At 65.8% G+C, this 13,171-nt stretch carries 11 protein-coding genes; 9 read left to right on the top strand and 2 right to left on the bottom strand.

Annotation, left to right across the window (positions count from 1 at the left end):
• Positions 1-42: 42 nt before the first annotated feature.
• Together FHW64_RS29960 and FHW64_RS29955 are read left to right on the top strand one after the other, a co-directional pair.
• Complete coding sequence (locus FHW64_RS29960) at positions 43-495, top strand: Hsp20/alpha crystallin family protein (RefSeq protein ID WP_184532200.1); 453 nt, start codon at positions 43-45, stop codon at positions 493-495.
• A gap of 16 nt (positions 496-511) precedes the next feature.
• Positions 512-919: an Hsp20/alpha crystallin family protein gene (locus tag FHW64_RS29955; protein WP_184532199.1), complete on the top strand. Its 408-nt coding sequence runs from the start codon at positions 512-514 to the stop codon at positions 917-919.
• 98 nt (positions 920-1,017) lie between these two features.
• Here FHW64_RS29955 and FHW64_RS34935 read toward each other — a convergent pair whose 3' ends face one another.
• Complete coding sequence (locus FHW64_RS34935; RefSeq protein ID WP_184532196.1) at positions 1,018-1,230, bottom strand: hypothetical protein; 213 nt, start codon at positions 1,228-1,230, stop codon at positions 1,018-1,020.
• Between the two features lie 648 nt (positions 1,231-1,878).
• On the opposite strand from FHW64_RS34935, the gene FHW64_RS29945 reads away from it, so the two are divergent.
• The 7 genes from FHW64_RS29945 (at position 1,879) to FHW64_RS29915 (ending at position 12,007) form a co-directional block, all read left to right on the top strand.
• The gene (locus tag FHW64_RS29945) at positions 1,879-3,366 is read left to right on the top strand and encodes an efflux transporter outer membrane subunit (protein WP_184532194.1); all 1,488 of its coding nucleotides are present in this window, start codon (positions 1,879-1,881) and stop codon (positions 3,364-3,366) included.
• Complete coding sequence (locus FHW64_RS29940) at positions 3,363-4,436, top strand: HlyD family secretion protein (RefSeq protein WP_184532192.1); 1,074 nt, start codon at positions 3,363-3,365, stop codon at positions 4,434-4,436. Before FHW64_RS29945 ends, FHW64_RS29940 begins: the two co-directional genes overlap by 4 nt.
• Entirely contained in the window at positions 4,433-7,192 is a 2,760-nt protein-coding gene (rbbA, locus tag FHW64_RS29935) for a ribosome-associated ATPase/putative transporter RbbA (RefSeq protein ID WP_184532190.1), read from the top strand. Before FHW64_RS29940 ends, rbbA begins: the two co-directional genes overlap by 4 nt.
• Before the next feature lie 2 nt (positions 7,193-7,194).
• The gene (locus tag FHW64_RS29930) at positions 7,195-8,319 is read left to right on the top strand and encodes an ABC transporter permease (RefSeq protein ID WP_184532188.1); all 1,125 of its coding nucleotides are present in this window, start codon (positions 7,195-7,197) and stop codon (positions 8,317-8,319) included.
• Between the two features lie 794 nt (positions 8,320-9,113).
• Positions 9,114-10,337: a CaiB/BaiF CoA-transferase family protein gene (locus FHW64_RS29925; RefSeq protein WP_184532186.1), complete on the top strand. Its 1,224-nt coding sequence runs from the start codon at positions 9,114-9,116 to the stop codon at positions 10,335-10,337.
• Positions 10,338-10,353: 16 nt separating this feature from the next.
• A complete protein-coding gene (locus FHW64_RS29920; RefSeq protein WP_184532185.1) occupies positions 10,354-11,130 on the top strand; it encodes an enoyl-CoA hydratase/isomerase family protein in 777 nt (258 codons plus the stop codon).
• 28 nt (positions 11,131-11,158) lie between these two features.
• Positions 11,159-12,007, top strand: coding sequence for a tripartite tricarboxylate transporter substrate binding protein (locus tag FHW64_RS29915; protein WP_260306481.1), 849 nt, complete (start codon positions 11,159-11,161; stop codon positions 12,005-12,007).
• 165 nt (positions 12,008-12,172) lie between these two features.
• Here the strand turns inward: FHW64_RS29915 and FHW64_RS29910 are convergent, their stop codons facing one another.
• The gene (locus FHW64_RS29910) at positions 12,173-13,153 is read right to left on the bottom strand and encodes a tripartite tricarboxylate transporter substrate binding protein (RefSeq protein WP_184532183.1); all 981 of its coding nucleotides are present in this window, start codon (positions 13,151-13,153) and stop codon (positions 12,173-12,175) included.
• Positions 13,154-13,171: the final 18 nt, after the last annotated feature.

Here is a 13,171-nt window from a genome sequence, read left to right as displayed (position 1 = left end):
ACGCCTCCGGCGCGCCGTTCAACCTGAATGGAGGTATTCGCTATGTATCGATCCCTGTTTCCGCGCGACATGTTCGCCGAGATGGATCGCCTGCAGCGCGAGATGCAGCAGGCCTTCGATCTGTCTCCCACCATCCGTGGTTTCGGCCGCGGCGGCTTCCCCGCCCTGAACGTGGGAGGAACGCCCCAGACTGTGGAGGTCTATGCCTTCGCCCCCGGGCTGAATCCGTCGGACCTGGAAATCACCCTCGACCGCGGGGTGCTGACGCTTGCCGGAAGCCGCAAGTCCGACTTGCCCGAGCCTGAGAGTACGGCCAAGGGAAGCGCCGTCGCCGTGCACATCAACGAGAGACTGTCGGGCAGGTTCCGCCGAGTTATCAGCCTACCCGATGACGCCGATCCCGAGGCCGTGGAGGCCAGGTACCGTGACGGCGTCCTTCACATCACAGTGCAGCGGCGTGCCGCGGCCCAGCCTCGCCGCATCGCCATTCAATGAGGAAAGGAGCCCTGAAATGAACGATCTTCGCGACCAGCAACGTGCACCGGCGACGACCGCGAAAGAGCAGAGCAACGAGGCGCGCTACAACGCCGCCGCCCTCATGCCTCCGGTCGACGTCGTCGAGGACGCCAGCGGAATTACGCTCTACGCCGACCTGCCGGGTGTTTCGCGCGACAGACTGAATCTGCAGGTCGAGGCGGGAACGCTCACCATCGACGCCGACATCGACCTCAACCTGCCCGAGGGCCTCCAGTCGAGCCACACCGAGGTCGGGTTCGGCCGCTTCCACAGGACCTTCACGCTCAGCTCCGAATTGGACACGGAGAAGGTGAAGGCCGAGCTTGCCGATGGCGTACTGAAGCTGTCCATTCCGAAAGCGGATCACGCGAAACCACGTCGCATCGAGGTCCGCACGGCATGAGCGGTGCCGAGCGGCGCATGCCTTCCGCCAGTACGGCATGTGGTGCGCGCCGCTTGCACTCGCTTCCTTCATCGGAGGTCTCGGTCACGCACTCTGGGTCAGATGTAGGTCCGACATTTCTCCAGAAAGGCGTCGAGCTGGGTGGACTTGTCGAACAGCTTATGCTCGTTGATCTTCGAGCCAAGCGCTGCGCCGACCGGGGGACACAGGTACGCATGCATCTTCAGATGAGCAAGCGTGTCCGCGATCTCGCGCTTTTCAATTTGGGCTTCGACAGCAAGCTGCGGGGTTGCGACCTGGTCGGACTGCAAGTCCGGGGCGTGTGCCGCGGCGACCGGGTTTCTAGTCGTGCGATGGTCACCAACCGTGCGGGTCGTCGAGCAGTTCGCGGGAGTATCCCGACATCAGGAGTATCGGAAGGCCAGGGTGCCTGCGTCTTGCCTGGAGCGCCACTTCCGTGCCGCGCGGGCCAGGCCCCAGGAAGACGTCGGTCAACAGCAGGTCGATCGACTGCTTCTCCAAATACCTGAAGTGCCTGTTGTCCATCTGCGCAGGGCAGCGCCTCGAGACCCATCGATGTCAGGATCTGCCGGACCACTTCGATGACTTCCGGGTCGTCCTCGACGAGCAGCACCTTCAGCCCCTTGGGGAACCTTGTTGCGGGTCTGGCGTCCTGCGCTTCCAGCCCGACGTCATCGAGCACGACAGGGGGCAAGTACAGCGTGACCGTCGTGCCGTGGCCGGGTGTGCTCTCCAGGGTGGCTGCGCCCCTCGACTGGCGTGCGAAACCTTTGGGTCATTCGGCGGTTCGTTTGGGCCAAGTGCGAACCGGATGGTAGTCCCCGCGTATAGCGGCTCTCCACAGACGCCGGCATATACGGTACTTAGGTCTGCTCATTCTGTCGCTCGCTTGATCTGAATCAAATCCGAATAGGAGCCGTGCCCTAGAGTTAATTTGGATGTCCAGTCCTAATCCCGCCGCCGCCTTCTTTTCGCGGTGCCGCTTTTCGTCGGGAGGCCTGCTTGCCGTTGCCGCGCTGTTCGCGGCAGGCTGTGCATCGATGGCACCTCCCTACGAGACGCCGCCGTTACCGGTGGCTGAACGCTATCCGCCCGATGTGCCAGCGGCCTCGCAGGCCGGGGCGCGGGCCGCCGCGGTCGGTTGGCGCGATTACTTCTCCGACCCGCACCTTCAGCAACTGATCGCGCAGGCCCTGGAGAACAACCGCGACCTGCGCATCGCCATCCTGAATGTGCAGGAAGCGCGCGCGCTCTATGGCATTCAGCGCGCCGACAGTTGGCCGACCGTCGGTCTCGGCGTGGACGCCGAGCGCTCCCGCGTGCCTGCCGACCTCAGCTTTACCGGGGCGCCGCTGGTCGCCAATCAGTTCCAGGTCGGACTCGGCACGAACGCCTGGGAGCTGGACTTCTGGGGCCGTGTGCGCAGCCTGCAGGACGCGGCGCTGCAGGGGTATCTTGCGACCGATGCGGGCCGGCGTGCCGCGACCCTGTTGCTGGTCGCGCAAGTCGCCGACAGCTACCTGACGTTGCGAAGTCTCGACGAGCGCGTGCTGCTGGCGCAGCGAACCATCGCCACCCGCGAGGAATCGCTGCGCATCTTCACGCGCCGTTTCGAGGTCGGCTCGACCTCGAAGTTCGATCTGACCCAGATGCGCACGCTGCTCGACCAGGCGCTGGCCCTGAACGTCCAGCTCCAGCGGGCCCGTGCGGAACAGGCTCATGCACTGACACGCCTGGTGGGCGCACCGGTCGACCTGGCCCCGTCCGAGGGCCGGCTGGATGAACCGGGCCTTGAGCCGACCTTGCGCGCGGGCCTGCCGTCGGACCTGCTGGCCGATCGCCCCGATATCGCCGCGGCCGAACACCAGTTGCGTGCCGCGGGCGCCAACATCGGCGCGGCCCGCGCGGCGTTCTTCCCGCGTATCACGCTGACAGCCAACCTCGGCACGGCCAGTGCCGAACTCGATGGACTATTCGCATCCGGCAGTCAAGCCTGGAGTTTCGCGCCCAGCCTCACGTTGCCGATCTTCGATGCTGGTCGGCGCAGATCGACGCTCGAGCTCACCGAAGTCCGCCGTGACATCGCAGTCGCCGACTACGAGAAGACGGTCCAGACGGCATTCCGCGAAGTCTCCGATGCGTTGTCCGCGCGCGAGTGGCTTGCCAGGCAGGTGCAGATCCAGCAGTCGACCCTGGCCACGCAATCCGAGCGCGCCCGCCTGGCCAACCTCCGCTATCGCAACGGCGCAACCGCCTTCCTCGAAGTGCTCGACGCGCAGCGCGACCTCCTGGATGTCGAACAGCAGTTGGTGCAGTCGCGCCGCGCACTGCTGTCGGCGGGCGTGAGCCTGTATGCCGCGCTCGGCGGCGGTTCGCAGGAACTGACCCCGGCGCCGACCCCTGTGATTGTTCGACAAGCACCATGACCCTCACAACCAAGAACAAATTGATCGCCGCATTGCTCGTGGCGGCTCTCGCGGCGGCCGGTTATTACGCATGGACACGGCTGCGGCCGTCCGGTCTCGGCGAAGGCTTCGTCAGCGGCAACGGACGCATCGAAGCCACCGAGGTCGACGTGGCGACCAAGCTCGCTGGCCGGGTGGCCGAGATCCTCGTCAGCGAGGGCGACTTCGTGAACGCCGGCCAGCCGCTCGCGAAGATGCAGATCCAGGTCCTGGAGGCGCAGCGCGATGAGGCGCGTGCGAACCAGCAGCAGGCGATCAATGCCGTCGCCAGCGCACAGGCCCAGGTCGCCGTGCGCGAGAGCGACAAGCTGGCGGCCCAGGCGCTGGTTGCGCAGCGCGAGAGTGAACTCGATGCCGCGCGGCGACGGCTGGCACGTTCGGAGACTTTGTCGCGCGAAGGCGCTTCGTCGGTGCAGGAACTCGACGACGACCGCGCCCGTGCGCGCAGCGTGCAAGCTGCTGCGGATGCGGCCAAGGCCCAGGTGAATGCGGCGCAAGCGGCGATCGATGCAGCGAAGGCGCAACTTGTGGGCGCGCGCTCGGTAGTGACAGCGGCCGAGGCCACGGTCAGGCGGGTCGAAGCCGATATTGCGGACAGCGAACTCAAGGCTCCCCTCGACGGCCGCGTCCAGTACCGCATTGCGCAACCGGGCGAGGTGCTGGGCAGCGGCGGCAAGGTGCTGAATCTGATAGACCTGTCGGATGTCTACATGACCTTCTTCCTGCCCGAAACCGTCGCCGGCAGGGTGGCACTCGGCAGCGACGTGCGCGTGGTGCTCGACGCCGCACCGAGCTATGTGATCCCGGCCAAGGTGTCCTTCGTGGCCGCCACGGCGCAGTTCACTCCCAAGACGGTCGAAACTGCCAGTGAGCGGCAGAAGCTGATGTTCCGTGTCAAGGCGCGGATCGATCGCGAGCTGTTGCGAAAGCACCTGACGCAGATCAAGACGGGGCTGCCGGGTGTGGCCTGGCTCAAGCTCGATGCGCAGGCCGGGTGGCCAGCGGAACTGGCGATCCGAATTCCCGAATGAACACGGATGCAGGCTCGGCACCGGCGGCGCGAACGGTCGGCCTCTGGCAGCGCTACGGCAAGACCGTGGCGCTGGGCGGCATCGACCTGGAGATCCCGGCCGGGCGCATGGTGGGCCTGATCGGCCCGGACGGGGTGGGCAAGTCCAGCCTGCTCTCCATCCTCGCCGGCGCGCGTGCCGTGCAACAGGGCACGGTCGAGGCGCTGGGCGGCGACATGGCCTCGAAGCGCCACCGCGAGGCGGTGTGCCCGCGCATCGCCTACATGCCCCAGGGACTGGGCAAGAACCTGTATCCCACCTTGTCGGTGGAAGAGAACCTGCAGTTCTTCGGCCGGCTGTTCGGCCACGACAGCGCCGAGCGTCGAAGGCGCATCGACGAACTCACCCGCAGCACCGGCCTGCAGCAGTTCCTGGCACGGCCGGCCGGCAAGCTCTCGGGCGGGATGAAGCAGAAGCTGGGCCTGTGCTGCGCGCTGATCCATGACCCCGACCTGCTGATCCTCGACGAGCCCACCACCGGCGTCGATCCCCTGGCGCGCGCGCAGTTCTGGGAGCTGATCGCACGCATTCGCGGCGAACGCGCGGGCATGAGCGTGGTCGTCGCCACCGCCTACATGGACGAGGCGCAGCGCTTCGACTGGCTGGTGGCGATGGACGACGGCAAGGTGCTGTCCACCGGAACGCCGCAGGCGTTGCTCGACCGCACCGGTGCCGCGTCGCTGGAGGCCGCCTTCATCGCGCTGCTGCCCGAAAGCAAGAAACGCGGTCACGTCGCGGTGACGATCCCGCCGCTGCCCGGCAGCGACGGCGACGGTGGCGGCGAGGTCGCCATCGAGGCGCGGGACCTGACGATGCGCTTCGGCGACTTCGTCGCGGTGGATCACGTCAGCTTTCGCATCCGACGTGGCGAGATCTTCGGCTTCCTCGGGTCCAACGGCTGCGGCAAGTCGACCACCATGAAGATGCTGACCGGGCTACTGCCGGCCAGCGAAGGCCAGGGCTGGCTGTTCGGCCATGAGGTCAACCCGAAGGACATCGACACGCGCCGCCGCGTGGGCTACATGTCTCAGGCCTTCTCCCTGTATACCGAGCTGACCGTGCAGCAGAACCTGGTGCTGCACGCGCGGCTGTTCCAGGTCCCCGAGCAGGATGTGCCGGCGCGTGTGCAGCAGATGGTCGAGCGTTTCGACCTGCAGGAGTCGCTCCATTCGCTTCCGGACGCATTGCCGCTGGGTATTCGCCAGCGTCTGTCCCTGGCGGTGGCGATGGTGCACCAGCCCGAGCTGCTCATCCTCGACGAGCCGACATCGGGCGTGGACCCGATCGCACGCGACAGGTTCTGGCGCCTGCTGATCGACCTGTCGCGCCGCGACCGGGTGACGATCTTCATCTCCACGCACTTCATGAACGAGGCCGAGCGCTGCGATCGCATCTCCCTGATGCACGCGGGCAGGGTGCTGGTCAGCGACACGCCCGCCGCCATCGTTCACTCGCGCGGAACCGATTCTCTGGAACAGGCTTTCATCGGCTATCTGGTCGATGCCGGTGGCGGCGCAGCGGCTCAGCCTGCCGATGCCACACCGTCGAGGATGCCCGCCGAGGTCGCCCCCCCGCCTGCGCCGCGCCGCAGCCGCTTCAGTTGGGACCGCATGTTCAGCTACCTGTGGCGCGAGACGCTCGAACTGCAGCGCGATCCGGTGCGCGGCACCCTCGCGCTGCTCGGCTCCATGGTGCTGATGTTCGTCATCGGCTACGGCATCAGCCTGGATGTGGAAGACCTGCGCTACGCGGTCCTCGATCGCGACCAGACCGGGCTGAGCCAGAACTATGCGCTCCATCTCGCCGGCTCGCGGTACTTCATCGAGCAGCCGCCGATCGCCGACTATGCCGAACTCGACCGCCGAATGCGCAGCGGCGAGCTGTCGCTGGCGATCGAGATCCCGCCGGGTTTCGCACGCGACATCGAACGCGGGAAGCCGGTGCAAGTCGGCGCCTGGGTCGATGGCGCGATGCCGCAGCGCGCGGAGACCGTGCGCGGCTACATGCAGGGTCTCCATCAGGGTTGGCTGCTCGACCAGGCGACGCATCGGCTCGGTGTGAGCGTCGCGAGCGCGGCCACGATCGAGACCCGCTTTCGCTACAACCCCGACGTCAGGAGCCTGCCGGCGATGATCCCTGCGGTGATCCCGCTGCTTCTGCTGATGTTGCCGGCCATGCTGACCGCGCTGGCGGTGGTGCGCGAGAAAGAGTTGGGCTCGATCATCAACCTCTACGTCACGCCGGTCACGCGCACAGAGTTCGTGCTGGGCAAGCAGATTCCCTATGTCGCGCTGGCGATGCTCAACTTCCTGCTGATGACGCTGCTGGCGGCCACCGTGTTCGGGGTGCCCGTCAAAGGCAGCTTCTTCGCCCTCGCCTTGGCGACCCTGGTCTATTGCGTGCTCTCCACTGGCATCGGCCTGCTGGCCTCGACCTTCACGCGCAGCCAGATCGCGGCGATGTTCTTCACCATGATCAGCACCATTCTGCCGGCGGTGCAGTTCGCCGGGATGATCAATCCGATCTCCTCGCTGGAAGGGGCCGGAAGGCTGGTGGGCGAAATCTACCCCGCCACCTACATGCTGCTCATCAGCCGAGGTGTGTTCGGCAAGGCGCTGCACCTGTCCGATCTTCACAGTGCGTTCTGGCCGCTCCTGCTCGCGGTTCCGGTCGTGCTCGTGGCAACCATCGCGCTGCTCAAGAAACAGGACAGTTGAACATGCCGCGCATCTCCAACATCTTTCGCCTCGGCATCAAGGAGCTCTGGAGCCTGGCGCGCGACCCGGTCATGCTGGTGCTGATCGCCTTTGCCTTCACCGGAATGGTCTACAGCTCCGCGACGGCCATGCCCGAGACTTTGCACAAGGCACCGATCGCCATCGTCGACGAGGACGGCTCGCCGCTGTCGTCGCGCATCGCATCGGCCTTCTATCCGCCGCAGTTCACGCCGCCGTCGATGATTTCCCTCCACGAAGTCGACGCGGGCATGGACGCCGGCCGATACACATTCGCGCTGAACATTCCGCCCAACTTTCAGCAGGACGTGCTGGCGGGCCGATCACCGGCGCTCCAGCTCAACGTCGATGCTACGCGCATGAGCCAGGCCTTCACCGGCAGCGGCTACATCCAGCAGATCGTCCTGTCGGAGATCAACGAATTCTTGCAGCGCCATCGCGGCAGCGCCCCTGCGCCGGTGGACCTCGTGCTGCGCATGCGATTCAATCCCAACCTGAGCCAGCCGTGGTTCGGCGCGCTGATGGAGATCATCAACAACGTCACGATGCTGTCGATCATCCTGACCGGCGCGGCACTGATCCGCGAGCGCGAGCACGGCACCATCGAGCATCTGCTGGTGATGCCAGTCACGCCGACGGAGATCATGCTGAGCAAGGTCTGGTCGATGGGGCTGGTCGTGCTGCTCGCGGCGACATCGTCGCTGGTGCTCGTGGTGCAGGGCCTGCTCCGGGTGCCGGTCGAAGGCTCGATCCTGTTGTTCCTGGCGGGCGCCGCGCTGCACCTGTTTGCCACCACGTCGATGGGCATCTTCATGGCGACACTCGCGCGCAACATGCCCCAGTTCGGGATGCTGCTGATCCTGACGCTGCTGCCGCTGCAACTGCTGTCCGGCGGCGTGACACCGCGGGAGAGCATGCCCGAGTTCGTGCAGAACGTGATGCTGCTTGCCCCAACCACGCACTTCGTGGAGCTGGGCCAGGCGATCCTCTACCGTGGTGCGGGCATCGCGGTGGTGTGGAAGCCTTTTCTTTGCCTGCTGGTGATCGGCTCGGCGCTCTTTGCCTTGTCGCTGGCGCGTTTTCGCAAGACTATCAGCCAGATGACCTGAGATCTGCAGGCGTGACTTGCATGGGTTTGGTGGCGGGAGCCGGACGCTCATCCATCTTGATCCTCATGAATGAGGCGAACTCTTCTTGAGCGCATCCATTTCTTCGGCGGCCTACTTTGCCGGGCAGGTGGTCACGCAGGCGGAATAGGCGTCGCGGCACGCCCGCAATATTCCTGAGTTCTTACCCCCTCTGAAACGCACGATGAATAAATCGCGGTGCATTCCCTGGCGCAGGTCTGTTCCTTCCGGGTCAGATCGATGTCATCGATCCGGTAGGAGGAGCAGCCAGCGAGCGCGAGGCACTCCTCGAAGGCAATGTGGACGCAGTGAAGCGCTGCGCTGCATACATACGTCAAAACGCCGCCAGCGCCCCGGCTCCTCTCCTCAGGCAGGCAAACGAAGCGTCTCAAGGGCACCAGCCGCCCCCGACGATCGCGGTTGATGTTGCGCGCTGGCGATCCCTCTTGAAGGTGTCTCCAAGAAACGCCGCCGTCTGGGCAGACATGTCTAGGCACTACTCAGCGCAAGGCGACAAAAAGCAGGCGATGAGGTGCATGCAAACTGCTTTGCAGCTCGCGCCTGATCGATGAGATGGCAGCGCCCCACCACAACCTGGGGCCCAACCCGCGTGGGACCGGCGACACGCACGTCGCGCCGCGCTTGGAGCCGCCGTCGTAGTCGCCTGCCGGCATTCTGGACCGCCATACCGCACACGTATGGCGAGCCCGCCATAAAGTATTTCCGTTGCGCCCCCCAAATTCCTAGCATGGCGTCCACAACCAATAGGAGCAGCAATGGACGACACGCTTCCCCGTGGCCCTCTGGCCGGCGTGCGCATCGTGGACCTCACCACGGTGCTGATGGGACCTTACGCAACGCAGATCCTCGGGGACTACGGCGCCGACGTCATCAAGGTGGAAGCCCCCGGCGGTGACAACGTGCGGGGCATCGGTCCCGCGCGACACCCCGGCATGGGCAGCCCGTTTCTTCAGGTCAACCGCAACAAGCGCAGTGTCGTACTGGACCTTAAGCAGGCGCAGGGCCGCGACGCCCTGCTGAGGCTTGTCGCTACGGCGGATGTGCTGCTCTACAACGTGCGACCGCAAGCCATGGCACGGCTGGGTCTTTCCTACGAGGAGATCGCCTCGATCAACCCAGACATCATCTATGCCGGCGTCTACGGCTACGGCCAGGGTGGCCCGTATGCGGCCAAGCCGGCCTATGACGACCTGATCCAGGGCGCTACGGGCTTCCCGGCGCTATCGGTGCGCGCGGGCAGCGATGAACCTGTGTATGTGCCGACGCCGATTGCCGACCGCTTCGTCGGCGTCGCGGCAGTCGGTGCGGTTACGGCTGCCTTGTTCCATCGTGAGCGCACGGGCGAAGGCCAGTCCATCGAGATCCCCATGTTCGAGACCATGGCGCAGCTCGTGCTGTCCGACCACATGTACGGCCACGGCTTCGTGCCAGCAGTCGGCGACACCGGTTATCCGCGCGTACTCAACGAACACCGCAAGCCCTATCGAACACGTGACGGATACCTATGCGTGCTGCTCTACAACGATCGGCACTGGCGCGACTTCTTCCGGCTGATCGGCCAGCCCGAGGTGATGGACAGCGATCCACGCTTCAGCACGATCGGCAAGCGCACCGAGAACATCCATGCGCTCTACGCCATGGTGGCCGAGGTGATGGCCACGCGCACCACTACACAGTGGCTGGAAGCGCTCAACGGCATCGACGTGCCGGTCATGCCGATGCATTCGGTCGAGTCGCTGATGGAAGACCCGCACCTCAAGGCCGTCGGGTTCCTGCAGACCGTCGAGCATCCAACGGAAGGCGCCATCGTGCAGATGGCAGTTCCGTCCACTTGGTCGAAGACCCAGCCCGGCGTGCGGCGCCAGGCACCGCGCGCGGGCGAGCAGGGGCGCGAACTCCTCGATGAACTCGGCTACGCCCCTGAGGAAATCGAGGCCATGGCCGCCGCGGGCATCACGCAGTTTCCATTGCAATCCTGAGCCATCGAAGAGACATATGACCCACATCACAACTTCTGATCACGTCCTCGTCATCCGCCACGGTGCGGTCGCGCAACTCGAAATGCGGCTTCGGCCGCCGGGCTACATCGACGAATCGATCGTTCGCGCGCTGGCCGATTCGCTGGAGGCGCTCGACGCCGACGACAGTTGCCGCGCGGTGGTGCTCTGCGCGCAGGGCAAGGTGTTTTGCGCCGGTGCGGACCTCAGCAGCGCCGGCGCAGGGCAACCGCCGGATGTGCGCTCTTTCTACGGCCAGGTCATGCGCCTCTACCGTACGCGCAAGCCAATCGTGGCGGCGGTGGATGGTCCGGCGATCGGTGCAGGCATGGGTCTCACGCTGATGGCGGACTTCCGCGTCGGCGGGCCTGCCGCGCGCTTCTGTGCCAACTTCAACCGGCTGGGCCTGCATCCGGGCTTCGGCATGAGCGTGACGCTGCCGCGCGTGGTGGGCGACCAGCAGGCGACTTTGCTCTTCTACACCGGCCGCCGCTTCGACGGCGAGGCTGCGATGCGCATCGGGCTGCTCGACGAATTCGTGCCCGATGACCAGGTGCTGTCACGTGCGCTCGAACTCGCCGGAGAGATCGCCGCGTCCGCGCCGCTGGCGGTCGAATCGACCCGCGAGACCATGCGCCTTGGGCTCGCGGACCGGATCCACGAGATCAACCAGCGCGAACTGCGCGAACAGCACAAGCAACTGCCGACCGCCGACTTCCGTGAGGGCGTGGCAGCCATGGCCGAGCGGCGCATGCCGGTCTTCCATCGCCGCTGAAACGCGCGCGCCACGAAGGAGGCGGGACATGAATGACACCTCAAAGCTCTCGCGCCGCGCGCTGCTGGGCGCAGCGCTCGCCGCACCGCTTGCTGCATGGGCCCAGACGCGCACCTTCCCGACGCGCCCCGTGCGCTTCATCGTGCCCTTCGCGCCGGGCAGCAATACCGACACGCTCGCACGCCTCTATGGAAAGGCATTCAGCGAGAAGTCGGGCCAGCCGGTCGTGATCGAGAACAAGTCGGGCGGCAATGGCATTCCAGCCGTGCAGGCGGCGCTGGCCGCGCCGGCCGATGGCTATACCGTGTTCTTCAGCAGCAATTCGACGTTGACCACCAACGCCGCAATCTTCAGGAAGCTGCCCTACGACCCGCTCGCGGACTTTGCGCCGGTCACGCTGGTCGGCGGGCAGTACCTCGCGGTCATCGTCCCCGCGAACTCCCCCCACAAGACGCTAGCCGACCTGCTGGCCGACGCGCGCAAGCGTCCGGGCGCGCTGAATCACGCAGCGGGCTCGCCTTCGTACGCGTTGTGGAGTGCGTGGCTCAACGAGATCGCCCACATCAAGACCACGAACATCATGTACAAGGGCGCGGGCGATGTGTTCACCGCCGTGGCTGGCGGCCAGGTGGACTATGCCATCGTGGACGCGTCGGCGAGCAGCGAACAGGTCAAGGGCGGGCGCATGCGCGCGTTGGCCTACACCGGCGAGGAACGCTATGCGCCGCTGCCGGGCGTGCCAACCATGGCCGAGGCGAGTGTGCCGGGCTTCAATCCAATGGCTTGGTCCGGTGTCGCGGTTGCCGCGAAGACGCCGCCCGCAGTGCAGCAGGAATTGCGTCATTGCTTCGCACCGCAGCGGATTCGCACGAAGTGAGGGCATTCATGGATCGCTTCTCCATGAAGCTGCTGCCACAAGGACCGGAGAACATGCGCAAGTTCCAGGTCGAGGAAATCGCGCGCTGGAAGCGACTCATCAGCAGCACCGGGATCGAGTTGGAGTGAGCCGGCTGGCTCCGGCAAACGCCGGAGCCGAGGTGCCTCACTCGGGCTCGACGTTGGCCGCCTTCACGGCCTTGGCCCAATACGCCACTTCGTTCTTTAGCATCGTCGAGAACTCCGCAGCGCTGCTGCCGCGCATCACGACGCCTTGCGCCGCGAACTGCCGCTGGATGGCGGGATCATCGGCTGCCCTTACGGCCGCCGCGTTCAGCTTCTGCACGACGGCCGCAGGTGTATTGGCCGGTACGAGCAGGCCCTGCCAGGTCTGGAACGAATAGCCGCGCATGCCCGATTCGTTCAGCGTCGGCACGTCTGGTAGCAGCGCGCTGCGCTCCAGGCCGGTGGTCGCGAGCACGCGCAGGCGGTTGTCGCGGATGTAGGGCAGGCTGGTGCTGATCGCGTCCAGCATGAACTGCACCTGCCCGCCGATCAGGTCCATCAATGCCGGGTTGGTGCCCTTGTACGGCACATGCACGGCCTCCACGCCTTGCGCCTGAAGAAACTGCACCATGGCCAGATGGCTGCCGTTGCCCGTGCCGCCGCTGCCATAGGCCGCTTTGCCGGGATTCGCCTTCAGGTACTGGACGAGCTGCGCCACGTTGTTCACTGGCAGCTTCGGGTTGACCACCAGCACGCCGGGAATCGTCGCCACCCACGACACGGGTGCGAAGTCCTTGAGCGGGTCGAAGACCGGCTTCTTCTTCAGCGCAGGGCTGAGCGCGATGCCGGAAGAGTGGTAGAGCACGGTGTAGCCGTCGGCGGGTGCCTTCGCGACGAAGTCGGTGCCGATGTCGCCGCTCGCGCCGACCTTATTGTCGACCACGACCGGCTGGCCCAGCTCGGTGGCCATCTTCTGCGCGATGGCGCGCGCGACCGCGTCGGTCGGTCCGCCGGCGGCATAGGGAAGCACCAGCCGGATTGGGCGCTCGGGCCATCCAGCGGCCATGGCGTTGCCTCCAGCGAGCGGAAGCGCCGTGAGTACGGCGAGGGATGCGACGGCGCGTCTGCGCGTGAATGTCATTGCTTGTCTCCAGTCGTT

Source organism: Variovorax sp. Sphag1AA, assembly GCF_014192575.1.
Lineage (GTDB): Bacteria > Pseudomonadota > Gammaproteobacteria > Burkholderiales > Burkholderiaceae_C > Variovorax.
This window is presented reverse-complemented; position numbering and strand designations above follow the sequence as displayed.